The 25273-nt window shown below is 56.5% G+C and carries 19 protein-coding genes, 1 tRNA gene and 1 pseudogene; 2 read left to right on the top strand and 19 right to left on the bottom strand.

The annotated features are described in order from the left end of the window. Positions 1–133 precede the first annotated feature (133 nt). Positions 134–886, bottom strand: coding sequence for a phospholipid-binding lipoprotein MlaA (gene mlaA / locus URZ40_RS06245; protein ID WP_061097503.1), 753 nt, complete (start codon positions 884–886; stop codon positions 134–136). Between the two features lie 315 nt (positions 887–1201). Here mlaA and URZ40_RS06240 point away from each other — a divergent pair, with 315 nt between their 5' ends. Next, positions 1202–2131: a formate/nitrite transporter family protein gene (locus URZ40_RS06240; protein WP_116338496.1), complete on the top strand. Its 930-nt coding sequence runs from the start codon at positions 1202–1204 to the stop codon at positions 2129–2131. A 75-nt stretch (positions 2132–2206) separates the two neighbouring features. Continuing rightward, positions 2207–2278 (top strand) — tRNA-Arg (locus tag URZ40_RS06235). 51 nt (positions 2279–2329) lie between these two features. On the opposite strand, the gene URZ40_RS06230 is transcribed toward URZ40_RS06235, so the two are convergent. The 18 genes and pseudogenes from URZ40_RS06230 to tssH form a co-directional block, all read right to left on the bottom strand. After that, entirely contained in the window at positions 2330–3661 is a 1332-nt protein-coding gene (locus URZ40_RS06230; protein ID WP_320720051.1) for a VasL domain-containing protein, read from the bottom strand. Between the two features lie 104 nt (positions 3662–3765). Then, a complete protein-coding gene (locus tag URZ40_RS06225; RefSeq protein WP_320720050.1) occupies positions 3766–4236 on the bottom strand; it encodes a hypothetical protein in 471 nt (156 codons plus the stop codon). Positions 4237–4250: 14 nt separating this feature from the next. Beyond that, positions 4251–4706 (bottom strand): type VI secretion system baseplate subunit TssE, encoded by a 456-nt coding sequence (gene tssE, locus URZ40_RS06220; protein WP_316380568.1) that lies wholly within the window; start codon positions 4704–4706, stop codon positions 4251–4253. Then, the gene (gene tssJ, locus URZ40_RS06215; RefSeq protein WP_316380569.1) at positions 4706–5251 is read right to left on the bottom strand and encodes a type VI secretion system lipoprotein TssJ; all 546 of its coding nucleotides are present in this window, start codon (positions 5249–5251) and stop codon (positions 4706–4708) included. Before tssJ ends, tssE begins: the two co-directional genes overlap by 1 nt. Next, positions 5229–6314 carry a type VI secretion system baseplate subunit TssG gene (tssG, locus tag URZ40_RS06210; RefSeq protein ID WP_316380570.1) on the bottom strand — a complete coding sequence of 362 codons (1086 nt, stop codon included), beginning with the start codon at positions 6312–6314 and terminating at the stop codon, positions 5229–5231. The genes tssJ and tssG overlap by 23 nt, the downstream gene beginning before the upstream one ends. Then, positions 6278–8032, bottom strand: coding sequence for a type VI secretion system baseplate subunit TssF (tssF, locus tag URZ40_RS06205; RefSeq protein WP_316380571.1), 1755 nt, complete (start codon positions 8030–8032; stop codon positions 6278–6280). The genes tssG and tssF overlap by 37 nt, the downstream gene beginning before the upstream one ends. Before the next feature lie 41 nt (positions 8033–8073). After that, positions 8074–9675 (bottom strand): type VI secretion system protein TssA, encoded by a 1602-nt coding sequence (gene tssA / locus URZ40_RS06200; protein ID WP_320720049.1) that lies wholly within the window; start codon positions 9673–9675, stop codon positions 8074–8076. Beyond that, a complete protein-coding gene (locus URZ40_RS06195) occupies positions 9675–13127 on the bottom strand; it encodes an ImcF-related family protein (RefSeq protein ID WP_316380573.1) in 3453 nt (1150 codons plus the stop codon). The genes tssA and URZ40_RS06195 overlap by 1 nt, the downstream gene beginning before the upstream one ends. Next, entirely contained in the window at positions 13111–14250 is a 1140-nt protein-coding gene (locus URZ40_RS06190; protein WP_320720047.1) for a hypothetical protein, read from the bottom strand. The genes URZ40_RS06195 and URZ40_RS06190 overlap by 17 nt, the downstream gene beginning before the upstream one ends. Continuing rightward, positions 14247–14504, bottom strand: a complete 258-nt coding sequence (locus URZ40_RS06185; protein ID WP_109241453.1) for a PAAR domain-containing protein — start codon at positions 14502–14504, stop codon at positions 14247–14249. The genes URZ40_RS06190 and URZ40_RS06185 overlap by 4 nt, the downstream gene beginning before the upstream one ends. 19 nt (positions 14505–14523) lie before the next feature. Next, complete coding sequence (locus URZ40_RS06180) at positions 14524–16977, bottom strand: DUF2235 domain-containing protein (RefSeq protein WP_320720046.1); 2454 nt, start codon at positions 16975–16977, stop codon at positions 14524–14526. After that, positions 16965–17488: pseudogene (locus tag URZ40_RS06175) on the bottom strand (DUF3304 domain-containing protein). Before URZ40_RS06175 ends, URZ40_RS06180 begins: the two are co-directional and overlap by 13 nt. Before the next feature lie 68 nt (positions 17489–17556). Next, positions 17557–18087, bottom strand: a complete 531-nt coding sequence (locus URZ40_RS06170; RefSeq protein ID WP_320720045.1) for a DUF3304 domain-containing protein — start codon at positions 18085–18087, stop codon at positions 17557–17559. 68 nt (positions 18088–18155) lie between these two features. Then, positions 18156–18686: a T6SS immunity phospholipase A1-binding lipoprotein Tli1-KP gene (gene tli1, locus URZ40_RS06165; protein ID WP_320720044.1), complete on the bottom strand. Its 531-nt coding sequence runs from the start codon at positions 18684–18686 to the stop codon at positions 18156–18158. Positions 18687–18754: 68 nt separating this feature from the next. Beyond that, the gene (tli1, locus tag URZ40_RS06160) at positions 18755–19285 is read right to left on the bottom strand and encodes a T6SS immunity phospholipase A1-binding lipoprotein Tli1-KP (RefSeq protein WP_320720043.1); all 531 of its coding nucleotides are present in this window, start codon (positions 19283–19285) and stop codon (positions 18755–18757) included. Between the two features lie 73 nt (positions 19286–19358). After that, positions 19359–20123 carry a DUF4123 domain-containing protein gene (locus URZ40_RS06155; RefSeq protein ID WP_320720041.1) on the bottom strand — a complete coding sequence of 255 codons (765 nt, stop codon included), beginning with the start codon at positions 20121–20123 and terminating at the stop codon, positions 19359–19361. Continuing rightward, positions 20124–22502 (bottom strand): type VI secretion system tip protein VgrG, encoded by a 2379-nt coding sequence (locus tag URZ40_RS06150; protein WP_320720040.1) that lies wholly within the window; start codon positions 22500–22502, stop codon positions 20124–20126. Further along, positions 22499–25153 carry a type VI secretion system ATPase TssH gene (tssH, locus tag URZ40_RS06145; protein ID WP_320720038.1) on the bottom strand — a complete coding sequence of 885 codons (2655 nt, stop codon included), beginning with the start codon at positions 25151–25153 and terminating at the stop codon, positions 22499–22501. Before tssH ends, URZ40_RS06150 begins: the two co-directional genes overlap by 4 nt. Positions 25154–25273 lie beyond the last annotated feature (120 nt).

Here is a 25273-nt window from a genome sequence, read left to right as displayed (position 1 = left end):
CAGATCAAGAGCCTGTCCAATGTGCATAAAAAAATCCGGAAACGGGTGAGCATTTCCGGATTCTTACACAGCCACTGGATCGGTCAACCGATCCTTAACTGATCGGCATTAGAGCGTTGCTCACCTTTTTTATTTATTCCGAATCAATATCTTTGAGTTCGTTTTCAATAGCCTTCGCGTTTGGATTATCTTCCGGCTTCAGCTTGCCGCCATTGGCGATAAAGTCATGATTCTGGAAGTACGCTTCACGCACCATAATGTACGGATCGGAAGACTGGCGCAGCAGGCCGTCTGAATCGAGCAGTTGCGCGCGGGTTTCAATCCCCTCCACCGTCCATTTACCAATCGACAGCGGCCAGGTCAGCCACGACAGGACCGGATACAGCGTATCGACCATATCGCCGCCATCATCACGCACGGTGAAGCTGCCATAGAACGGCAGATGAACGTAAGGGCCGTAACCGACGCCATAATGCCCCAGCGTACTGCCGAAACGGTGCGGCTGTTCACGCTGCAGTTTCGGGTTTGCCATACCTGCGACATCGATAAAACCGCCCATCCCCAGCAGGGAGTTCAGGAAGAAGCGCGTAAAGTGCACCATCCCCTGATACGGATCGCCCTGCAGGAAATAGTTGACCATCACCGCAGGCTCTTCCAGGTTACTGGTAAAATTGCTTAACCCGTTACGCGCGGGCTGTGGAACGTAATCGCGCCATGCTACTGCCACCGGGCGAACCACGTACGGGTCCAGCACGTTGTAGTTGAAGCTATACATAGAACGGTTAAATCCTTCGAGAGGATCGGAGCGTCCCGTTTGCTCCCCGGAGCTGGCGCAGCCCACGAGCATCGTCGCGCCCAGCGCAAGCGCCGACAGCCGAAGTTTCATAAATATCTCCCTGTTCAGTATGGCTATCGTTGATTGCCATCCGTAACGGAGCATCTGGCGCTCCGTCTGAAAACGTGCAAGTGATTGTAACAGCACGTTTACCGATGTCTATGAGTTCAATTACGGGCAGTAATCACCGTGACTCTGATCTCAGCATAGCCTGACTTTTGGAATTCGTTTCGCTGGCAATTTTATAATGTCTTTGAACGAGATGTATCACCTTTGTTGTCATTCCCGCCAATTTAAGAGCATCCCCACAGGCATCCCGACAAAAGCCGCTACGCTTAAAAGAAAGATCAACCTCCGGGAGCAGATATGAAAGACGTGGGCGAAGAAAAAATTGGCGAGAGTAATGAGGAACATGAAATTGAAAGCGAGGAGAAAGCGCGCGGTGAGAAGATAGAAATTGATGAAGATCGCCTCCCTTCCCGCGCGATGGCCATCCACGAGCATATCCGCCAGGATGGCGAAAAGGAGATGGAGCGTGACGCGATGGCCCTCTTCTGGTCAGCCATCGCTGCGGGACTGTCAATGGGCGCCTCGCTGCTCGCGAAAGGGATATTTCATGTGCAGCTGGAGGGCGTACCCGGCGGATTTTTACTGGAGAACCTCGGCTATACCTTCGGCTTTATTATCGTCATCATGGCCCGCCAGCAACTATTTACTGAGAACACCGTAACCGCCGTTTTGCCGGTGATGCAAAACCCTACCCTCGGTAATTTCGGTTTATTGATGCGGCTCTGGAGCGTGGTTCTGCTGGGAAATATCATCGGCACGGGTATTGCGGCCTGGGCGTTCGAATATATGCCGATTTTTGATGAACCCACCCGGGACGCGTTTGTGAAGATCGGTATGGATGTCATGAAAAACACGCCGGTCGAAATGTTCTCTAATGCCATCATCTCCGGGTGGATTATCGCCACGATGGTATGGATGTTTCCTTCAGCTGGCAGCGCTAAAATTGTGGTGATCATACTGATGACCTGGCTGATTGCGCTGGCGGATACCACGCATATCGTGGTCGGTACCGTTGAAATACTCTATCTGGTCTTTAACGGCACGCTTCACTGGAGCGATTTTTTCTGGCCGTTCGCCCTTCCGACGCTGGCAGGGAATATCTGCGGCGGAACGTTTATCTTCGCGCTGTTAAGTCATGCCCAAATACGTAACGACATGTCTAATAAACGCAAAGCAGAACTTAAGGCGCAGGCAAATAAGGATAAAGCGGCAAAAAAATCAACCTGAATGGTGACTCTTTGAGCAGTCAGGCGGCAATGCGCTTAACGCAAAGTGTAAATAACGGTATACTCGTGCCGCCTCGTCCCCTTAGTTAAATGGATATAACGAGCCCCTCCTAAGGGCTAGTTGCAGGTTCGATTCCTGCAGGGGACACTTTGACCTACCTCTGTTTTTCGCCCAAATTAGCCCGTTCGCTGCAAAAACTCATTGAGCGGAAGCATCCTGCTTTATTTGAGCATAACGCACTGCCAGTTGCTTTAGATGCAGCTCAAGCTGGGTCTTTTCAGCTTCAGGGAGCGCAATTCCTGCAGGATTCTGCGACAGGCGCCTGAGTTGCTCTTCAGCCGGTATCGCATGGTTAAATGACTGCATAGTTGAAAAAACCACGGATTTAAGCTCACTTACGGTTATATATTTTCCCTTTTGCTCATCCAGACTACTCAGCCGATCACTCAGTTGCTGAAGCGTCATCATCCCCTGATGCCAGCTGTTCATTGCGTCTACCGGCAACGCCGTCGCGTTAAACTTTTTTTGCCACTGTATTATCAGCGCCTTAGCCTCTTCAGGCCGCAATGTCTGGAGCTGCTCTAACAGCTGCAGGCTGTAGGAAATATTCCAGTCAGGAGGCAGTTTATCCAGTCTTGCAAGCTGCTGCTGCGTATCTGAGATAAACGTGGACGGTAAAGTGCCTCGCTGCGTTAATGCGTCTTGCTGAACAGGCGTTAGCGCTTCAGGTAATGGTGCGAGAGAAGCGACGACCTGAGCCGTTAATGGATCGGGTCTCGACAGAAAGCCCCCACCCCACGCCACGGCGAGGCTAACCACCAGCATAGAACACATCCCGGCGACAAAGGGTTTCCATGCTCTGACAGACCCGTGCGCTGTCGGACGCTCCTCTTTATCCGGCTGATTTTCCTGCTGCACAACGTAGACCCATTTCACTTCGTCAATCGGTTCTGCCCTCTCCTGAGGGAATTCGCGACCGGGCATTATCATCGCATTCAAATCTGATGCGTCATTACTGCTTTCCAGCCGTTCAGCACTTGAACGTATCAACGTTCGTAACGTATCGAACTGGCTAAGGTGTTTGAGCTCAAGGCGCTGGAGCACTGCGCTCAGGCTGATAAGCAACGCTTCAGCACTATAAAGCTCACTAAGATGGCTGTTGTTGAATGGAAGCATACGCATGCGCTGCTGCAGGCGCTGGCTCAGACCATTAAGGATTTCCAGACGCGCGTGTAGTGCTTTCGGCCAGAAAAAGTCCCACTGGTGGCTAATCAGGGCCTCCAGAATTGCCAGCCCTTCGTTCAGGCCAGCTAATCCAGACAGGTGAGTACGGGCAAGGGTGTACCAGGCCGCAGTCTGCAACTCCACGCCGTTCTGTTCAAACAGAGAGAGGCAGAGTTTTTCGACATATTGCCAGTTCACATCCGGGCGAGCAGGATGCGTCAGCTTGCTGATTTCATCGCGGAGGGCGGCGTAATCTGGCAGCGTACGCGGGTCGCCGCCGGTTTTTAACGTTATATGTGTGGTCATCCTGGAGAGCCTGCATATCCGTATTGGTTAATTTCGTCAGTTGAGGTGTAAGGCTATTTTGCGATTAAAAATGCAATGACGAATAAAAGGAATGAATGTTATCGCTATGACAACAGCGCTAAAATCAGGCCAAAAAAAACACCTTCATCGAATAATTGTCCTGACCGGGATGGCGTATCAGGGAAAGTAAAGGTCCAGTCACTCACACTCCCCACCCGCATGAACAGGCGACCTTGAGAAATAACCTTTTCCCCGGAACAGAATGTTATTTCGACACAGCCAGCCACGCCCTGTCCATACAGAAAAATCGGCATAAACTTTACCGCCCGACTGTCATAACGCAGAACGATACCGGAAATATCAAAAGCCCCGCCCTCCACCAGCAGGTCCGGAACGGATATAGTCAGTGGCTCTACGTTGAGTCCGGTCCCCGTCAGCCACTCATCCATCTGCGTCTGAAGCTGCGCCATTCGCAGGCGAAACTCTGCAATATCAATCTGACTCTTACTGCCAGGAGAAACCGGAGCGGGTTGCCGGGAGTGCAGCTCCTTCAGGAACCGTGATTTTAATGACATGGTGTTTTCTGACCTTATATACGGGTTGACGTGTCGAGATACTGCTGTTGCCTGAGATGCCGCAACAGAACCCGCCCTTCGGGCATAAACTCGGTGCCGTAGCGCACCAGCCCAATCCCTTTGAGCTCAGCGTCAATGGCATAGCGCAGTTCGCCGGGTACGCTCTGCTCCAGCAGAACCACGTCTATTTTTTTCAGTCGGGGTTCATATTTAAGCAGGACAGTCGAGAGGGTGCTCATGAGTTCATGAGCCGTTCCCGGCATACCCTGCAGGATTTTCGTCATATCAGGCAACCCGTAGTCGGGCAGATGCGCCAGCGTGCCGGCGCGACAGTTAAGAACGCGCTGCATGTTATCCAGCACCGAGAGGATGACCTGATTTTCTTCAGTGACCTGATGCAGATCGAGGCCGCCGGTAAAATTTCCGGTCAGCATCTCATACAGCGAAGGCGTGTTATGTCCCTGGGGCATCAGTCATCCTTAAGCGGTTGCAGCGTCAGATGGTTCTCGCCGGCTTCCAGAATGCGCGGTTTATCCGGATCCAGATCGCTGCGCTTGATAACCAGCTTCCAGGTGTCGTTGGTCATGTCCGGATGGCGGAACAGCCCCACTACCGCGACAAACTGCGCCTCTTCTTCCATCGGCATATCAAGGCTTGCATCACCGCCCGGTTTCACCACGACATTACGACTGGCCAGCATGTCGTCTTTCAGAATGCTGGCATCGACCTCCAGCAGCTGCTGGTAAACCGTCTTATCAAAGATTTTGCGGTCTTTGAGCTGGTAAACCCGGACCACGACAGGCTCAGAAAGCGAGTTATTTTCGCGAGAGTCGGTGTTCAGCGCCTCACGCGCGGTGAAATCCAGGTGCAGGATTTTAATTTTTTTATAGAACACAGAATTAAACGCCGATTTAGTACCGTCGGTGACGCTCTGCATCACGCCGCAACCTGTCAGAGCGAGCGCCATCAGAGGCATCAACCAGCGCGTGGTCTTAGTTAAACTTGTACGTAACACGTCGGTTTCCTTGTTGTGGTTTCGCGGGCTCCAGCCCGCTGTAATAGCCCAGCTCTGTCGTAAAGGTTTCAGGAATATCATCAGGATGGCTATTATCTTCGGCGCCCAGCACGCCGTTCATTCCCAGCCAGAAAGGGTTTTCACCCAGCGGTGGTACGGCCAGCAGTCGGACTGAAGTGGTCAGGGTGATTCTGGCCTTGAACCGCCAGCCCAGATACACCCGCAGCATAACCAGAAAATCCTGGTACAACTGGCCATCCGGCTTCCAGCCCTGCGCTTCCCGTTCATTATCCGTTGCGAGAGCAACCAGCAGTTGGCTACCGGCATCCATCGCTTCGTCACCCAGCGGCGTATTACCATCCAGCAGAAAATCTTCGTCACCGTAAAAACCCAGCGGCCTGTCGATCTCTACAGATCGGAGACAATACGGACTCACCTGCACGGATGTATCGGGAGCCAGCAGACTCACCAGTGCCTGCATCCCTTCCTGGGTTTTGCCCGGCTGCTGCAGCACTCCCAGCAGTGCCAGAAAACGCGACACTGGCGTGGCAATATGATTTGCCGTACCCGGTATTCCCAGCCCCACCAGACCCAATAACGACTGTGAAATGCTGTCGGTTCCGCCGGGCTCAAACGTGGCCGGGTAGGAGTATTTACGCCAGATGCGGTAAAACTGCGTCAGGATGCGATGGCTGAAAATATCCAGAAAGCCCTGCAGCGCCTCATGCCCTTCCCGGCGCTGGGTGATGTCATCGAGATAGGCCGTCGGTAAGGGTGAGTCGACGCCGTACATGCCCATAAAGGTTGTGCGGATAACCGGAGGCTTACCGCCATTGTCTTCGTCATATTCAACGGACTTCAGTTCGCTGACCGGAAACCCCATCCCCGGATGCGGCGCAAAACGTACCGGGTCATCGGCGGGATGACTGGTTGAGCCCATCAGCGGCCTTCCAGGATTACGCTTCTCCAGCAGCTGACATAAACGGTAAAAGTTAATGCGGTGAAGATCGGCCTCCAGCCGTGGCGTCAGCCGGGAATGCGGCGGTTGTGTTTCTCTTGCCATTCCAGGCGCTCTCCGGTCGGTTGCAGGATAATAATCAGGCGGTTAAACAGGTAGATGTCAGTGTAGAGCGCGAAGAAGCGGCTCAGCATCTCGCCGAACAGGCAGATGTCGCCGCGTCCGGCAAAACCGTGGCTGTCCAGCGTCACTTCAATCTGGACGCCGCGGACCAGGTAGCCCTGCTCAAATCGTTCGGTTTCACCGTGCTTCACGTCGATGATGGCTTCCAGGCGACGGCGGTTCATCTCACTGTCCGTCCACTCGTACAGCGCCAGGGTACCCCGCAGCACGTCGGCATTATCCATCATCGACAGAAACCCGCTGCCGAGATGGCTCAGCACGCGCCAGTGGAAACGATCCTGTGCCGGTGGATAACAGGGCAGCGTTGGCGCGCACAGGTTGCGCACGACGATGCTGGCCGAGGTGGTTTTCATCACCGTATCGAGCACGGTACTTTGCAGCGCCCGTCGCGGTAGCTGGCCGTTGGTGCCGGTGAGCGTCAGGGACAGACTTTCATCTTCCGGGACGGTGTGGTTGTCAAAGGCTTCGCCACCCAGGATAAGCCAGGTATTGTGTAGCCCTGACGGACCGCGCCGCACGCGGGTGTGATAATAATATTCCGGCGCTTCATGGCGCATCATTCCACCTTTATGGCGGAAGCTCGAGAACGGCACGTAGGTATGCTGGCTGGATGACATCACCGAATCGACCGCGTAAATCTCGGTATGACCATCCTGCACGCGCATCGGCCGCAGCAGGTATTCAGTCTGCAATGAATTTAGCGTCAGCGGATCGGATTCGAGTGGGAACAGATTGATCACGGGCACGCAGTTCAGCCGAAGATGCTTTTCGGTGAAGCTGAAATCATGCTCCCAGCGCTCCGCCAGCACCACGTCAATTTCAAACCAGGGAAGCTCAGCCGGGAAGACGACGCTCTCCAGACCACGCAGGCCGGTGAACATGAATTTCTCGCGGAAGGTAAAGTACTCCAGCAGCAGTTGATAGCCGCTAAAGCTGCTGCTGCCCTTCGGCCACAGGTCGTCATCATCGCCAAATCCCAGCGCGCTGAAATACCCGTCGAGCGGTCTTCTGTCCACGTCCCCGGGCATCCGCAGCCAGAGGCACGCAGTGTTCATGGTAAAGGCTTCGTGCATGGCGCAGGCCAGCGGTGCATCAGCGTTGAAGTAGAGCGGGATCTGGCTGAGATCGACACGACTCCAGTCGGCAAGATGGCTGCAGTTAAACCTCAGGCTGATGACCGAACGCCCGTTCGGGTCAGTCGACAGGCGGGCGTGCTCCAGCGACAGCGGCAGAAGGGTGATCTCTTTAGTTGTGGTGTACCGGCAGCGCGTGCCCTTCTCACCGATCGGCCGCGAGTTCACTTCGAAACCTTTGACGATGCGCATCTGCTCTTTCATCTCACGCCAGTCGGGTGTGAACTCCACCACCGACATCGACGGGATGGTGCGCAGGTAATGCGGCCACAGCAGGCTGACCAGCCCTTCTGTCAGTTCAGGCAGGTCGTCATCGAGCTTTTCGCGAAGCCGCCCCATCATGAAGGCAAAGCCTTCAAAAAGGCGTTCCACGTACGGGTCGCGCGCGCCGGCTTTATCAAGATTGAGCATTGCCGCCTGCTCGGGGTGAGCGCGGGCAAATTCTTCTCCGGCTTCAAGCAGGTAGCGCATTTCAGCGTCAAAATAACGCAGGGTTAAATCGTCCATAAAAACCTGAATATATGAATTTTAAAGGTAGGCCAGGTGTTTTACCCGCAAAGCACCGCACTGCTTGCCGGATCGAGCGCAATCAGGCCAGCCAGAAGTTGTTCCATCTCAGGCTGAAGCCGTGACTTATCGGTTTCGCTGCGGGTGGCTTTCATGCGCAGCAGTCGAAGACGGCGCGATTTGACTTCAAACAGCAGCGCTGGGGTCCACTGCGTGAGGGTGATGGACTGTGCAGCACCATCGAGTTCCCCAAGCAGATGCAGGGCCAGTTCATTTTTGCCCTTCTGCTCTGCCACGCGAGCCATCAGCAGGCGCAGCAGCCATTTGTCTTTTGTAGTGTCATTGCCCGGGCGGGTCTGCAGCCAGTGAAGTGCGGCATCCAGCCCTTCCGTGTCCGCTCTCTCAAGCGCTTCCGGCTCAAGGGCCAGAATATCGTTGTCCGTCCCACTGGCAGTACTGACTCTCTCATCACGCCAGCCCGACACATCGTCCAGCACGCTCTGATTTATCCAGTTCAGCGTGACCTCATCGGCAAACGGCGTTCCGTCATTAAAGGCCAGCGTTTCAAGCCCGGTGAGGCGACGCAGCAGCCCTTTCAGGTCGGCGATGATGATATCGGCCAGCACTTCCTGGCCCAACTTCATCAGGGCCTGATGGATATACCACTGCAAATCCAGCCAGAGGTGGTTGGCGCCGCGCGAGAAGGTACTGTCCGCGTGCTCCAGTATCTCCAGCCAACTCTGCTGCAGGTACAGGCGTTTGAGCATGGCCCGCTGGTCAGCCCGCGGCGGCTCGATGCGCGTTTTCCCTTCGGCATCCGGCGCTGGAATAGCACTCAGCGTGTCATGTCGCAGGCTTTTCATTAGCCGGTGTGCGGGAAGCCATCCATCCGGTTGTTCACGCAAATACCCTGCCAGGGTACGGGCCTGAGTCAATAAATCCTGACCGGACGAAATGCGGCTCAGGACAGGCACATCATGTTCTGTCGCGTGGGATGAGGCCTGGGGCTGAGACGTGTTACTGGCATTCTGAGGAACCAAAGCATCCACGCCACCGGCCTTCATCAGGCGGGATTCCAGCGCGCTGTACAGCGCATTCAGTTCCGGCCGCGACGTTTCCGGCTCTGTCTCCAGACTGTCGCAGATGAGCAGCAGCGCCCCCGCAGTGCGCTGAGCATCGCTGCACGCCACTTCCGGCCAGAGGGAGAGGCTATCGAGCAGACGAGAGCCTGCCAGCCACTCAAGCGCAGGTTTACGGCTTCGCTCGCGCTGCGGATGAAGCTTCGTTCCATAGCGCTGCAGCAACCCCACAAGCAGTTCAAGCCCTTCGGCAAAGCCGGTTTCTCCATCCTGGTGCAATCGCGCCCAGCAATAATAGGTGGCAACACGGATATCTTTGGCGGTGGTAGTCAGCAGCTTTTCGGCAAGCGTACAAATCAGCCCGGTATCAATTCCTGAGAGTTTATTCACCTCCTCTCTGATACGCTGGAAATCATCGTCATATCCCGGATCTTCTCCAGCAGGACTGGTATCGCTGACCGGGGCAAGCCAGGGCTGCCAGCATTCCGCGCGGGCCTGCGCCTGCTTTCGCAATTGTGTTTCGTCCGCCTGACAGGCGGCAACCAGATTCTGCAGACTGCTCATTATTCAATTCCGTCCATGTCACTGTTTTCCGTGTTGACCATCAGCGCCTGAGCCGTGGCCGCGCTGTCGACACTGAAGATCTGATCCGGCAGCGTGAAGCCGTGCAGTGCCAGTAATGCCAGCGGCCCGCTGCCCAGCTGTGAGCGCATTACCCACTGCAGGGTGCGGCCATCGGAGGCGGTGAAACTCACCATCCACTGACTACGGTCAAGCTGCTGCCGCTTGCCCTGATCCAGCCAGCGAATAAAGCCCCACGTCCCGCTGTAATCCCCAAACAGACGCGCACCAGCGTTGACCGTGGTCCAGGTCAGCATTGTCCCTGGTTTGTAAGTGTCTCCCGGCCAGCGGAAGGACTGCCAGTCGGCCATCTGGTTAAAGTAGTGCAGCTTTTGCCCATCAATGGACAACTGAGTTTCCACTACCTGCGGTGCCGGGCGTGCCTGCAGCTCGAAACTAATACCCTGACTGCCATCGGTAAACAGAATGTCTGACAGCTCGCTCAGTTGATTAATCGCCCGCAGGAACGTTGGGTTAAAGTTCAGCCCCTGGCTGTTAACCTTATCCGGTACCCACTGACTGCCCTCTTTGTGCAACACACCGCTGAGTTCAGTCGTCAGGAAGCGTTCAATACGCCCGCTGTCCTTACGTATAAATTCGGCCAGCATTGGCAAGGAGGCATCGCTCTTGCTCGCGGCGAACGGGAAGCGCCCGTCAAATGCCGTGTGCCAGTTAGCCACAACTGAGCGACTCCATTTGTCATTCAGACTTGCTGCCGACGGCTGGAGCACGGTCTCCCAGGCCTGGGTCAACGGCTGCACAAACATCGTGCTGCCAAATCCGCTCCACTCTTCGCCAAGGCTTGCCGAAATGAGGCTGCCGTACTGCTGGGTGTCGGTCAGGTCCACGCTTTTGCCCTGGAAAACGGTTTGCGCCAGGGTCTGCATCATCTCCTGCGGGTCTGAGGCGCTGGCCACCTGCTGCAGGCGCAGACGCACGCGGGTGATACGAGTCAGATAGGTCTGCAGGCTCAGAGAGTTGTCAGCCGACATGACGTTACTGCCGTTGTTTTTACCCAGAAGCTGAAGCAGCGGGCCGAAGGTTTCATCCAGTGGTCCCTGTGGGCCTGACGCTGACTGGTCAATCGCGGGTTTGTCTTTTCCGCCTACGAGGTCTTTAGCCGATTTGATGATTGAGTCTGAAAGGCCTTCGCTTTGCTCACCGGCCTGCCCCTGCCAGGCGAGGGTGTTCATCAGGGCAATCAGCGGAGACTGGCGGACATCGCTCATCAGCGTCAGCTGGTCGGTAACGTCCGCAATATTGTTTGCCGGGTTCCAGCGCAGGCTGTTAAGGAAGCTCAGCCAGCTGCCGGCAAAGTCAGTGAAATAACGCTCTGTCAGGCGCGCTTTGAGCGCCTCCGGGGAGAGGTCCGCCGATACGGCTTTGCGGGATTCACTCAGCACCCAGTCGATTTCATCCTTGCGCGACGTTGCCGCCTTCTCAATGGCCTGCTGAATCCCCCCTTCCCATGCCTGACGGGTGAACATGCCCGGCACCACTTCCTCGGTGGTGAACAGGCGACGGGCATCGGTACCGCTGGTCATGTCCTCCAGAGACACATCGGCAAAGTTACGGCGTACGGATTTGAGCATGTTTTCATACAGCGTGCTTTCTGCGTTGCGGCGGCCAATCTGCTGCAATAGCACCTGACGGCTCTGGCTGACCAGCTGCGCCTCAGGGGTGATTTTCCACTGTGGCTGCTTTGGCAGTTCAGAGATGTAGAAGGCCCATAAATCCGGCGACAGGCTTTGCCACAGACTGGTGGAGATCCCCATACGCGTCGGCTGTACGGTTTTCATCGCTTGCGCGTAAAATGCACCGTCGGCTTTATCCGGACGGGCCATCATTAGCCAGGCTTTCAGCTGGTCATAGCCCGGTTTCGCCAGCTGGGCCCGCTGGTCGCTGTTTGGCGCTGAATTGACCAGGGCTGTTAGCTTTTGCGCCAGGGCAGCATTTGCCGGGTCGCGTATTAGCCGGTTGTTCGCCACGCCGTACCAGGGCAGCATTGCAGTGAGCAGCTGCTGATTATGGTCGAGGCCGAAGCGCTGATACCAGGGCGTGCCCTCCTGAATATTGTGCAACATGCGGCCGGCGTCATTTCGCAGGTCATGAAGTGCCGTCAGTTGATAGTCGGATACGGAAGGATGTTCAACCAGATTGCGGGCTTTTCCTGCTACAGAGGTAATTTGTCCATAGTTCAGCATAAACGAGACCAACAGCCCCGCCCCCCAAAGACCGATGATGGCCGACAGCGTCCAGGCGAGCGTCCGTTCCCATGCCATGCCGACACGGCGGCCACGAACGCGAGTGCAGTCGTCAACGATACCCTGCCATGTCTCCGGCAAAGCCAGAGCATGGCGTTGTGACTCCGGAACATATTTCTGCGCGTCGGCAGATGCCGCACTGGCTGCCCTCGCTGTGGTATCGGCAGTTTTATTCTCCGGCAGGCTGAACATCAGGCCACGCAGCGGAACGCGTTGCTGAGCGTCGGAGAGCCATGGCATCAGTTGCTGAACCCAGCGGGCAATACCGCCGTCTTTGAGATGCTGGCCCAGACGCAGCAGAAAATCGTGGCGGTTGTTTTCTGCGACCTGACTCACCCCCTGCGTCCGCAGGGTCGGCAGCATCAGTTCAAGCTGGCGGGTAATGTCGTCGGCTTTGGCTCCCAGCGGGAAACTGGCCCCGACCGGCTGTTCAATGCGCTTAGCCTGCGACCATTTACTGTCACGCAGTTGCCATAACCAGACCGGCGCGGAATAACGCAGCAGTTCGCTGATTTTTTCCAGACCACGTAAATCGTTATCGCTGATTTGTGGGGTCAGAGTAAGTGACTGCGGCAATACGCGAACAATCCCGTCCAGCGGGCGCCCGCGGCGCAGTTTACGCAGCGCGGTGTATTTCTCTCGGTCAGGCTCAGAGGCCAGGCTTCCGCCGTAAATCAGTACGGTACGGTTGCCTTCAAGCCACTGCTGCTGTTGCAGGCCTGGAACAAGCTGTTCAATCGCGGCGTCATCACCGGTAATCAACAACAGGCGAATCTTGTAGCGCCAGAAGAGGTTATAGCGCGATCGGAGGTGTGTCTTCAGCAGTCGGTAAGTCACTTCGTGGCCCGTAACCTTTGCAGACGCACGTTTGCGGGATGACGACGGGCTAACCTTATCCTTAATCAATAACCGGAAGGCCATAAACCCCAGTACCAGCATGCTGAGCGCAACTCCCCAGACAATAAAGCCAGAGACAATAAGCGGACGCAGCGTGTCCCATTCCGTTGACCGTTCGGTCGCCCACAGCCACCATGCCACTCCGCCCAGTAGTACCAGTAAAGTGGTCACAGCAATACAGACAGTTGCCGTGGCTGCCACAGAAATGGCAGCAGGCTTATTGACGTTGTCCATCAGGTTTTACTATTCCAGTTGCGAGAGTGTTCATCGGGTCGCGGGCAATCCAGCCGCACGGTTGTTGGTGGTGCGCGGCATAGATTGCCGCCAGGGATAAAACAATCAGAGTTTCCATATCGCCAACTTCCCCCCAGTTGGCATCCTGCTGATGCTGGCTGACATCCCATCCGGTACTCGCCAGCTCCTCAAGGCCGGGTAGGGAAAACAGCGTACAGGCCTCCGGTGGGTCTTTCATCTCGCTCTGTTCCAGTGCACGGGCGAACACGGTGAGCAATATGTCGCCTTGTTCTGGTGAAAAAGTTTCACCACGCGTCAGTTGTACCGGGCCATTAAGTCCGGCCAGCCACAGTGCCGCAGATTCTCCGGCGGGACGTTCTGTGCCTGACTGCGGCGCGATGACCTGACACCCGGCGATCAGTATCGTGTCATCAGGTTTAGCAACGGCAAGCTCACCCGCTATTTCAGCCAGGCTGGCTTCCCCTTGCCAGGGCTCAGGTCGGGCTGGCAGTGCAATGTCCGGAAAAGCGATCGCCATCTGTGCGCGAAATGCCTGCCAGGCGATGTCGGCACCCTGCCAGTAGCAACGCAGCGGTGGAGTGCGGTTTTCTTCACTACGCTGCTTTTGCCACTCAATAACCAGCAGTTCTGCCAGCCGCTTTTCACGAACGGTGGGATCCATAACTGAAATTTGTGGCAGTCTCAGTGCACTGCCACCGCCCTCTTTTTTTTCCTCCGGAGGGCGTTGTTCACGGTTAAGCACTCGCAGCCAGTCAACTGAGCGCGTACCTGCAGGCCCCAGCAACAGCCCTTCTTTTAACCAGAGCGGCTGTCGGTGCGCCGCCCACCACTGCTGCTGTTCATATGCCACCAGCTGATAGTAGAAAGCGGCGTTATGCACGCTGACGCGGTAGTACAGAAGCCGCACAAGCCAGCCAGTGCCCGACAGCAGCAATGCCACCAGAATACCGGTAGCTACCAGCGAGCTTTTACCCTCGGCAGAGGGCAGCAGTCCGCCAGCACCGCCGCCGATCAACACCAGCAGAGCCGTGGCCGACAGCCACCTTGCGGTAGCAGGCGGATGCGCCGTTTTGTACGCCGGATAATCAGGAACGGACCTCACTGGTCAATACCGCAGTCTGGAAACGAACTGACCAGCGTACAGCCGCAGGCACAGTGGTGACCATGCAACGCGACGGGCTGCCCATCAACCGTTGTCAATGTGCTACCTTCCGCGATGGTCGTCATACCGTGTTTGTTACAACGAACCGGATCCCCCTTACAGGCAAATCCCTGACCAAAACACTGATAGTGTCCTCCTAATACCTTGCCGCCATATTCCCGCAGGCTGTCTCCTTTACGGATGACTTTACTCATCGGCTCTCCTTACTTAGTTTTATCCAGTCGCCGTCAGGACATCCTCAAGCCAGCTGGCCGGGATCGCTGCCTGCGCCCGCGCCAGCTGTTGTTCAGCCACCAGCGCTTTTCGCTGTGCAACCATCACTCCCGGCTCCCGGGTAAATGCCCGCAGCTGTTCTCCGCCCGGCAGTTCCGGCACGGGTTCACGGGTGATCCTGTCCAGCACCTCAACCTGCAGCGATCGTACGGCGCCTGTCGCGGCCAGCCCCGCCAGCTTTCCGGTCAGAGTCTTTTGTCTGAAGCTCAGCACAACACCCGTGGTCAGGGTGGCAAACCCGATAAGGTCCCCGGCGATCACCAGCGGCGACAGGGACTTATTACATTTGTCGCTGAAATAAATCATCCGGTAGCGGAAGTAGCCGCCCCACATCTCGCGCGTACCCAGCGCCGCGTGCATAAACCAGGCTCGCGAGTCGTGCACCTGGTCGTCGAATAGTGCCCTGACCAGCCCGGCGGGCCGTTCCGCATTACTGGCCTCACCGGCTGCCGGGAAAAGGACAGCCACCCGGGCGTCTCCGCCAGCCTTTATTCGCCGGTATTCCTGGGGTTCATCATCGGTATTAAGAACGAAAATCATCGGCTGCAGCACGGTATCCAGCACCGCCTGCGCCAGGTTCTCCGGAATACGGTAGCCGTCGAGGTAATCCTTACCAAACTCCTTCGCCGCTTCAAACAGCTGGGTCTGCGCCATATCCGGGTCAAAATCCTTGATGCCCGGCCAGAGCACAAGCTCATCCATCTTGTCGGCGGGCTGCTTTGCTAACTGATCCTGACGCTTTTCAAGCACCTTTCTCTGCTTCTCATCTCTTGCATCTTCTGCCGCCTTGCGCGCGGCAGGCAGCGCTTCGGTATTCGTGGCGCGCTGGTAGAATGGCGTTTTCAGCATCGAACCTCTGGCATAGCGTTCGATACGCCAGGCGGTGATCCACGCAATCTGGTTTTCAACGACGGTTTCCAGACTGCCGCTGGCACGCGGTGGTTCGTATTGGGAGGCCTCTTCGGGCGTGATTTTTTCTGGGTTAGTGAGATTCAGGGTAAGTTCGCGCCAGGCGTTGAAGCGATTGACTAATGGTGCATCTATCACAAACTGTTCGCCCAAATCAAAGGGCATCCCCCTCCATTGATCCTGAGACAATTCTTTAGGTAAGACTGATTTTGGTACTTTAAGTGGTGCGCCGGCGGAAAATGCTGAAGCATACATATCATGCAAGGCGATTTGAGACAGCAATAAGCTGTCATCCTCACCATTAGCCTTCCCCTGGTCCCCCGGCGGATAACCGCCCCCCAGATCCGAGTGCATCCCCGGGTAAACCACCTCAGTGGCATAGGGCGGATATTTGCCGTCACTCCGTCGCACCGAGTCCAGCGGAAAGCAGAGGCGTTGCTCATGCCCGGACACCAGATGCACGCATTTTTTAATCAGCCCACCATAGGTTTTATCGTCCGGCAGCTCCATCGTGCCGTCAGCCCAGGACATATGCCCCTCGGCAATCGGCACCACGTGCGCCACCCCGACGGAAGCCACAGTATCCAGCAGCCCAAGAAACTCCACGCTGATAGGCAACTGCATCTCGCCAATCTGCAGGCACTGCGGGGGATTTTCGCCTTCCGCCTCTGGTGGGGGAAGCAGCTCGCTCAGCCAGCGTACAAACGTACGCGCAGCGGCAGCACCGCGGGAAAACCCGTAAACGTACAGTTTGATGCCTAACACCTTAGGCTTACCCGGCTCTGGCTGCGTGAGTAGCGGTTTCAGCTGCGGGGCTAACGCATTCAGTAAACGGCTGAACTCTTCATAACGGTTGTGGCTGCCGCCAAACCACAGCCGGTTCCAGCTGGTACCCATTTTGTCTATGGATTTACGGCTGGCACCCTCGGACAGTTTTATGCTGTTGTTTTCCGGGTCCTTACTTATTCGCATCAGCACATCAATAATGCGCAGCAAGGCCCAGTTAATCCGTTCTTCACCCCTGGATGCGCCCACCAGTCCCATGGTGGAATAGTCCGGGTCGTTCACTTCCGGGAACGGGGTGCCCACGCCGGGAATATAAAATTTGAAGTACTTTCCGCCGCTGTCGCTTGCCGCATCCAGCGGTACCTTGCTCGCATCCGACACGCCACCAGCAGTGCCATCTCCGATGGTGGCACGAAACAGCCGCGCTATATTGGTCGGATGCTTCGGGTCAGACAGCAGCAGGTCATTGTTCAGGTTATTCCCCGTACCGTCGAAAAACAGACTGATATGCAGCGTCTTGCAGCACGGCGGCTCCACGCGTCGTCCGGCCGCCAGACACAATTCCTGGCGGTAGAGCCGCTCGGCGCTGTTCTGCTGATGGCAGCTCTGCCCGACCTGCAGCGCCTGCGTTGGCAGGCGTCCCTGGGCCGGGAACGGCGGCGGCACCCAGGCTAAATCGGTTTCCTTTATTTCGGACATACTTTGGGCTCCTTCATCCTGATGGGCTCTTTTATCGGGTAGGACGGACTGCCGTAGGTGTAGCAACTGGTCGTCACCTTCACGTCATCACAGGGCAGAAAGTGCACCGTGATGCCGCAGACATCCTGGCCGTTATAGTCAGGAACCGGGACGGTTTTGCTGTGCTGCCGATGACTGGCTTTGATTTTTTTTCCCATTCCAGATACTTGTCCCATTTTTCGTACCCTGGGAAACCTTCTGTTGATGCTTCCCCACTTTCCCAGTCAATACGCACCGTCATACCCGGCGTCCACCGGGCGGGCACGCTGTAGCAGCAACCGCCACCGCCCCCCTGGAACGGGCCAATAATGTCGATACCCGACTGGTTATCGACACTGAAGTGGTTAATCGCCCATTTGGTGTGGTTGATGGCGTCAATGGTTCCACCACCTCCGGCCTGAGCGGCAGGCTGAGAGCACCCGGTTAAGAGCAGCAGGCCCGCCAGCAGCGGGCTTAACGGTGAATGTTTCATCTGGCTTTCCTTACAGAGGCGGGACTAAAGAGAAAACGGCGGCGGTACCCAGGCTAAATCGGTTTCCTTTATTTCGGACATACTCTGGGCTCCTTCATCCTGATGGGCTCTTTTATCGGGTAGGACGGACTGCCGTAGGTGTAGCAACTGGTCGTCACCTTCACGTCATCACAGGGCAGAAAGTGCACCGTGATGCCGCAGACATCCTGGCCGTTATAGTCGGGAACCGGGACGGTTTTGCTGTGCAGCCGGTTCTGAGCTTTAATATTCCTTGCCCACTCTAAAAATTTCTTCTCATCTTCATATCCCGGGAAACCAGCGGAGGAACCCTGCCCGGTTTCCCAGTCAATACGCACCGTCATACCCGGCTTCCACCGGGCGGGCACACTGTAGCAGCAGCCGCCACCGCCGCCCTGGAACGGGCCAATAATGTCGATACCCGACTGGTTATCCACGCTGAAGTGGTTTATCGCCCATTTGGTGTGGTTGATGGCGTCAATGGTGCCACCACCACCGCCTCCAGCCTGGGCGGCAGGCTGAGAGCACCCAGTTAACAGCAGCAGGCCCGCCAGCAGCGAGCTTAATAATGAATGTTTCATCTGACTTTCCTTACAGAGGCGGGACTAAAGAGAAAACGGCGGCGGCACCCAGGCTAAATCGGTTTCCTTTATTTCGGACATACTTTGGGCTCCTTCATCCTGATGGGCTCTTTTATCGGGTAGGACGGACTGCCGTAGGTGTAGCAACTGGTCGTCACCTTCACGTCATCACAGGGCAGAAAGTGCACCGTGATGCCGCAGACATCCTGGCCGTTATAGTCGGGAACCGGGACGGTTTTGCTGTGCTGACGATTCTGAGCTCTCATTTTCTTAGCCCATGCTAGATATTTTGCTCGGTCCTGATAACCGGGAAATCCATCCATATCCCCCACCCCTGTTTCCCAGTCAATACGCACCGTCATACCCGGCGTCCAGCGGGCGGGCACGCTGTAGCAGCAGCCGCCACCGCCCCCCTGAAACGGGCCAATAATGTCGATACCCGACTGGTTATCCACGCTGAAGTGGTTTATCGCCCATTTGGTGTGGTTGATGGCGTCAATGGTGCCACCACCACCGCCTCCGGCCTGAGCAGCAGGCTGCGAGCAACCGGTTAACAGCAGCAGGCCCGCCAGCAGCGGGCTTAATAGTGAATGTTTCATCTGGCTTTCCTTACAGAGGCGGGACTAAAGAGAAAACGGCGGCGGTACCCAGGCTAAATCGGTTTCCGTTATTTTGGACATACTTTTGGCTCCTTCATCCTGATGGGCTCTTTTATCGGGTAATTGGCATTTCTCGGTGACCAGCAACTGGTCGTGACCTTCACGTCATCACAGGGCAAAAAGTGCACCGTGATGCCGCAGACATCCTGGCCGTTATAGTCGGGAACCGGGACGGTTTTGCTGTGCTGCCGTTTTTGGGCATCTATGCCTTTTTTCCAGGCAAGATACTTATCCTCATCAGCAAATCCGGGGAAACCAGCTGATGAACCCTGCCCGGTTTCCCAGTCAATACGCACCGTCATACCCGGCGTCCAGCGGGCGGGCACGCTGTAGCAGCAGCCGCCACCGCCTCCCTGGAACGGGCCAATAATGTCAATACCCGACTGGTTATCCACGCTGAAGTGGTTAATTGCCCATTTGGTGTGGTTGATGGCGTCAATGGTGCCACCACCACCACCTCCGGCCTGAGCGGCAGGCTGATAGCACCCGGTTAAGAGCAGCAGGCCCGCCAGCAGCGGGCTTAAGAATGGATGTTTCATCTGGCTTTCCTTGTATGAAAAAACATCTACAAAGGGAGGATGTGACGGCGGATAAAACGATTTCTTTTCACCATCAGTCCCTTACTTGTATGGGAAGCCACTTTTTCATGACCCAGGCCTCGCGTGCTTCATCCAGAATAATGCCTTGGTTGGTTGCCTCCACCATGCCCTGGTAACAATCAGAAAAAAGTACCTGTTGTGATGCATACCTACCCGCTGGCGGCGCACGGTGCGACAGAAGGGTCACGACATCACATACACACATCAGATGCTCAAGCTGGCGATCGCTGAGGTCGATTTTGTTAGGTTTTTCGTCGCGGATCTGGGGCGTACCGCTACCTTTTATACCTCTGGCATTACCATCCATATCCTGCCATGCCCAGAACAGCACAGGGCGCAACAAAGACTTTTGCTGTTCCTCACTGAGAACGTGTGTAAAAAGCACAGGGAAAATCCGCGTATCGTAAAACCGTAAAATTCCGCTCCGTCCCTCCTGCAGAATATCCATGCACTGTATGAGCCAGCCAGTCAGCGCAGAAAAAGACCAATGTGAACACAACAGCAGCAACGGAGCCTGAACGGCAACCTGCTGACTCATGTCCTTCAGCCACTGCAATTGCTGGAGGTCATCAAGGCTAATGCGTGCAACCAGCGGAGCATCATCGACGATAAACGCTTCCGGAAGCCCGTGATAAAGAGACTGCCACTCCACCGACAGTGCATTCAGCGCCGGAATAACGCTGAAATCCAGCCCAGCCTGATCAACGATAATATCAAGATAATCAGTTCCGGAAGTCCGGCAGGTAACAGCGACCTCTTCAATCCATTGCACAGTCATTTATGCCTCCCTGGGTACAAAACCCTGCGCCAGTTGCTGAGCTTTTTTAAGGCACTCTTTGCATACTGATGCTGGCAGTTCTGGCAGAGGAAAATCCTCGCTGGCGGGCCCCTGCAAATCGTGCAGGCCTTTAAGACTGATTAATCCCGGCCCGTGAATATGCACCTCTCCCTGTGGCGTAAGACGAATATAAGCCCCGCCACAGCCCAGAGTAATACCATTTTTAGCCGTCAACTGCAGGTGTCCCTGTGTTGACTGAACGGTGACATCTTTCAGGGAAGTCAGCGATAGCGCATCACTATGTGACTCAATCTCCAGTGAACCTTTGGCGGATACCAGCCGCATTCCTTCCTGTTGGGCCAGCAGTGAGACTGCCTGGCTCGCGTTCACCGAATAACACTGTGCTGCGGTAATATTGACTTCCCCCAGGCTCTGCAGGTACAACCCTTTCCCGCTGTACATCAGGGCTGTTTCCGGCGTAACGGCGGCAATACCTTTCGGTGAAGACAGCAGCAGCGCAGGCTCTTTACACTCACTGGCACCTGAAACCAATACTTTTAATGGCTCAGGGTCAGGCGTAATATTGTGGTGAGTCTGCGTAATAGTTCCCCATCCAGTTACCTGATTCAGCGCCCCTTTAAGCAGACTAATGGCTGGCTGCATGCCCAGCATCGGCCCCTGCGCCTTTGTCTGCCCATCAGTACTGATAAATATCCCTTTCTGCGCACGGATGGCGCCCCAGCTGTCCGTCCTGAGCTCAAACCCCTCACCACGCTGCTGTTTTTCGCTGTCGACCAGGTGACCCAGATTCAGCTGGCTCTTGCCACCGTACTCCGTGCTGACCTTGATATGCTCTTTTCCGCGCTCGTCATCAAGGCGGATTTTGTTGTTCGCTGGCGTGCGCAGGACGTTGCGTTTGTAGTTGCGGATGGTGACGTGGTCGCCATGGGCCGAATCGTGCAGCACGCCTGAGATGTACGGCCGGTCCGGGTTGCCGTCCTCAAAGCCAATCGCCACCTCGGTGCCCGCCAGCAGCGGCAGGTGCAGGCCGTAGGTGTCCCCGGCATAGGGGCGTGACTGGCGGACCCACAGGCTCTCGAACCCCGTCTCCCAGCTGTCCCGGTCGAACAGCATGCTGACGCGGTAGCGGCCGTCCTTATCAATATGGCCGTAGGTGTCATTCTCGATGGTACTGGTGACGCGGGCCGGCAGCGTCCCGGCCATCACCGGGCGAGCCCCCGGCTCGGGGCGGAAGCTGAAATCCGGGCTGTCCGGTATGCCGTCAAAACGAAGGCTAAAATCTTCATCCCGCCGCGCGTGGGTCTGCATCGCCGTGATGACCACGCCATGCGCAAACACCTCCGCCACTTCATACCCGCCGGTGACTTTCAGCAGCATTCCCGGACAGAGCGCCGGGCTACTGGTGAAGGCCCGGGTCTGCGTCTGGCCGTTCAGGTAGCGCTCATGCCGGATGCGGGCATAAAACGCACCGGATTCGGGCGCCGGATGACGCTCATACGCGCTGCCCGGCGTCAGATAATTGTCGGCATAGTGGTACGCTTCCCCGTACGTGGTCGCATCCCCCCGGGTGACGTCAACCAGCGTATTCATATCCTCCGTGGCCTGACGGTAGTTGTAGTCCCGGGTGCTGACCTGCTTCTGCACCACGCTGTGATGACATTCCATCCCCCACACCGAGTCCACACCCTGCGAATGCTGGCCTGACGGCGGCACCGACGGCAGGGTCAGGCCTTTCTCGTACCCCTGCTGACCGTCGTAGAACTCCACCACGTCGATGTTCAGCCGCGTGTCGGTGGTGAAGCGGAACCAGATGCCGACCTCACCCAGCAAGCGGGTGATGAAGTGCAGGTCGTCCTCGCCGTACTGCATCACCTGCTCGCGGCGCGGGTACTCTTTCTTGAGCGAGAACAGAAAATCCTGGCCGCGCATGCCGTGACGCTCGCGCAGGATTTTTTCCACGATTTGCGGGACCGACATATCCTGGTAAATCGCATTCTGGTGCGAACGGTCGAGCAGCGCCAGGCGCGGCCGGAGCGTCAGGGCGTAATGCGTTTCATCTTTTGAGGTGCCAAGGCGTTCAAAACCGGTCACCATTCCCTGAATCACCCGCAGCGGCTGCTGGATTTTGATGCCGTAACCCTGGTCAACCGGGGCCTGCAGCGTCAGCGAGCCGGGCTTCATCAGCATCATCTCTTTGCTGATGCCGTGGTCACGGCTGGTGAACTCAATACGGTAGCTGAACGGTCTGCTCAGGGCTTCGTCGCCTGAAAAGGCCAGCACGTCGGGTTCGGCGTCACACCCCTTCACCACGAGCAGGTGATGGTTGTGGCTGTATCTGAGCGGGGGGTTAGTACTCATGCGTTGCCTCCCTGATTCCAGTCAAACTCAAGGCCGATCCCTTCTTCATCTTCCCAGCTAAGGCGTAACGAGTGCGGCTTCTGTTTTGCGGCCATGCAGCTCAGCAGCTGCTGGCTCAGCACCGGCAGAATCTGTTGATTCAGCAGGCTATCGACGTTGCGTGCGCCGGTGTCCGGAAGCAGGCAGGCTGAGGTCAGGGCGTCATACAGGCTCTCATCAATCTGCGTGGCCAGGCCGTAGTGACGATGCAAGCGCTTGCTGACCTGTGACAGTTTCATTTCCACGATGGTACGCATGGCAGCTTCAGCCAGCGGACGGTAAATCACCGTCTGGAAGCGGGCGAGCAACGCGGGCTGAAAATGATCGCGCAGGATCGGACGCAGCAGTTCGTGCAGGTCTGCTTCGGTGGCTTCCGGGTTTTCCTCCAGCAGCTGCATCAGATGGTCGCTGCCGAGGTTGGAGGTCATCAGGATAACGGTGTTGCGAAAGTCAATCTCACGCCCTTCGCCGTCGCGCATAAAGCCCCGGTCAAATACCTGATAAAACAGGTTCATCACGTCGCGGTGCGCTTTTTCCACCTCATCAAGCAGCACCACGCTGTACGGACGTTTGCGCACCGCTTCGGTGAGGATACCGCCCTGGCCGTAGCCCACGTAGCCCGGCGGCGAGCCCTTCAGTTGGGAAACCGTGTGCGGCTCCTGGTACTCGGAGAGGTTGATGGTAATAAGCGACTTCTCACCGCCATACATGACATCGGCCAGCGCCAGCGCGGTTTCGGTTTTACCCACCCCGCTCGGCCCCACCAGCAGGAATACGCCCTGCGGGCCGTTCTCGGACGTGAGGCCGGTTTTTGCCGCACGCAGACGCTGAGCAATGGCTTCGAGCGCCACATCCTGCCCAACCACACGCTTACCGATTTCATTTTCGAGGGCCAGCAGCTCGGTCTGTTCATCCTTCATCAGTGATGACAACGGCACGCCTGTCCAGTCAGCAATAACGTTGGCAACGGTGCGCACGTCCACATCCAGGGAGAGTAGCGGGTTGCTGTGCTGCATCTCGTTAAGCTCCCGATGCAGCTGCTGAGTTTCGCTCTGACGTGAGATATCCTTACGGCTTTCGAGCAACTGACCGGTCAGCTTCAATTCCTGACCGTACTGGGTTTCCAGTTCGTCGAGCGTCACTATCTGGCGCACCTCTTCCTGCTCAATTTCGCTCAGACGCCCGGCATGACACTGATTGCCAATGGCGATATCTTCGAGCAGCGCCTGCTTCTCCATGTCGAGCGCAGAGATACTCGCGCGAAGGCGGGTTAGCTGTTCCGGTAAGGTGTCGAGACCCATACGGACGCGGGCGGCGGCGGTGTCCAGCAGATCGACCGCTTTATCAGGAAGCTGGCGTCCGGTCAGATAGCGGCGTGAAAGGGTAACTGCCGCACGAACCGCATCGTCGGTGATATGCACATTGTGGTGTTCGGCGTAGCGGGATTTAAGACCACGGAGCATCAGGCAGGCGGCGTCATCGTCTGGTTCATCCACTTTTATCATCTGGAAACGACGCTCCAGCGCGGCGTCGCGCTCGAAGTATTGTTTGTATTCAGACCAGGTGGTGGCCGCAATGGTACGCAGTTCGCCGCGCGCCAGCGCCGGTTTCAGCAGGTTGGCCGCATCAGCGCCTCCCGCCTGGTTGCCGGCGCCGATGATGGTGTGGGCTTCGTCGATAAACAGCAGAACCGGGGACGGTGACTGCTGCACCGCATCAATGACGTTTTTCAGCCGCTGTTCGAACTCGCCTTTCACGCCCGCCCCCGCCTGCAGCAGGCCCAGGTCAAGGGTACGTAAACTGACCGTTTTAAGGGATTCCGGTACATTACCCTCGGCGATACGCAACGCCAGTCCTTCAACCAGTGCGGTTTTCCCCACGCCCGGCTCACCGACCAGGATCGGGTTATTTTTGCGGCGACGGGAGAGGATATCGACCATCTGGCGGATTTCCGTATCGCGGCCGAACACCGGATCGATCTTCCCTTCCTTTGCCTTTGCGGTGACATCAAGGGTGAATTTGTCCAGCGCGTTCTGTAGCGCAGGGCTCAGTTCTCCCTCTTTCATTTCCACTCCAGCCGGACGCCCGACAAACTCCACCTCGCCACCGAGGCTCTGCGCCAGTTCAGCTTCATGCTGTATTTCCAGACGCTCATCCGATTGCGCATCCAACAAAGGCCGCAGGCGCTCCAGTTGGCTTTGACCAAGCGTTAACAACGGCCAAAGGCCGTTACAGCGTGCCAGCTTCGGTTTTTCCACCAGGGCCATCAGCAGATGGACGCTGCGAATCTGCTCCTCTTCGTTGAGTGATGCGTGTAGCCAGGCCTGCTGCATCAGAGCCTGAATGTCGTCAGACAGCTGAGGCCGGTGGCGAACAGAACGAGGCTGTTTATCGAGCCAGCCGAGCAAATCCTGCCAGATGCTGTCCATATCCCATTCGTAGCGACGCGCCAGCACCGTCAGGTCACCTTCGCCCTGCTCCAGTAGCTTCAGCAGCCAGTGCTCCGGCAGAATTTCGGCATGCGCGCGGGTCTGGCAGAGCGAAGCTGCGCCTTCCATCGCTCGGGCACAGTAAGGGTTCAGACGACGTAACAGGATGGCTGGATTTTCCATGAGATTCTCTCTTTGTCGGTTCCTGGACACGCTACCGCCCCTCGCTGTTCACCAAAGCGCATAAGGTCAGGCAGGCAGATTGTTTTTTCTTTGCTGAATACCCGCATCTCAGGCACTCAG

Origin of the sequence: Enterobacter sp. 296B2, from assembly GCF_034106185.1 — a bacterium.
GTDB lineage: Bacteria > Pseudomonadota > Gammaproteobacteria > Enterobacterales > Enterobacteriaceae > Enterobacter > Enterobacter cloacae_N.
Note: the sequence above shows the minus strand (reverse complement) of the source record. Positions and strands in the feature narration are given on the sequence as shown.

Bases quoted from the DNA above. Each gene is read 5' to 3' on its own strand.
- tli1 (WP_320720044.1), bottom strand. From the start codon at position 18,686: ATGAAACATTCACTATTAAGCCCGCTGCTGGCGGGCCTGCTGCTGTTA.
- URZ40_RS06195 (WP_316380573.1), bottom strand. From the start codon at position 13,127: ATGGACAACGTCAATAAGCCTGCTGCCATTTCTGTGGCAGCCACGGCA.
- tssA (WP_320720049.1), bottom strand. From the start codon at position 9,675: ATGAGCAGTCTGCAGAATCTGGTTGCCGCCTGTCAGGCGGACGAAACA.
- URZ40_RS06150 (WP_320720040.1), bottom strand. From the start codon at position 22,502: ATGAGTACTAACCCCCCGCTCAGATACAGCCACAACCATCACCTGCTC.
- URZ40_RS06225 (WP_320720050.1), bottom strand. From the start codon at position 4,236: ATGTCATTAAAATCACGGTTCCTGAAGGAGCTGCACTCCCGGCAACCC.
- URZ40_RS06185 (WP_109241453.1), bottom strand. From the start codon at position 14,504: ATGAGTAAAGTCATCCGTAAAGGAGACAGCCTGCGGGAATATGGCGGC.
- tli1 (WP_320720043.1), bottom strand. From the start codon at position 19,285: ATGAAACATCCATTCTTAAGCCCGCTGCTGGCGGGCCTGCTGCTCTTA.
- tssH (WP_320720038.1), bottom strand. From the start codon at position 25,153: ATGGAAAATCCAGCCATCCTGTTACGTCGTCTGAACCCTTACTGTGCC.
- URZ40_RS06170 (WP_320720045.1), bottom strand. From the start codon at position 18,087: ATGAAACATTCATTATTAAGCTCGCTGCTGGCGGGCCTGCTGCTGTTA.
- URZ40_RS06180 (WP_320720046.1), bottom strand. From the start codon at position 16,977: ATGTCCGAAATAAAGGAAACCGATTTAGCCTGGGTGCCGCCGCCGTTC.
- tssE (WP_316380568.1), bottom strand. From the start codon at position 4,706: ATGCCCCAGGGACATAACACGCCTTCGCTGTATGAGATGCTGACCGGA.
- URZ40_RS06240 (WP_116338496.1), top strand. From the start codon at position 1,202: ATGAAAGACGTGGGCGAAGAAAAAATTGGCGAGAGTAATGAGGAACAT.
- URZ40_RS06155 (WP_320720041.1), bottom strand. From the start codon at position 20,123: ATGACTGTGCAATGGATTGAAGAGGTCGCTGTTACCTGCCGGACTTCC.
- tssF (WP_316380571.1), bottom strand. From the start codon at position 8,032: ATGGACGATTTAACCCTGCGTTATTTTGACGCTGAAATGCGCTACCTG.
- tssG (WP_316380570.1), bottom strand. From the start codon at position 6,314: ATGGCAAGAGAAACACAACCGCCGCATTCCCGGCTGACGCCACGGCTG.
- mlaA (WP_061097503.1), bottom strand. From the start codon at position 886: ATGAAACTTCGGCTGTCGGCGCTTGCGCTGGGCGCGACGATGCTCGTG.
- URZ40_RS06230 (WP_320720051.1), bottom strand. From the start codon at position 3,661: ATGACCACACATATAACGTTAAAAACCGGCGGCGACCCGCGTACGCTG.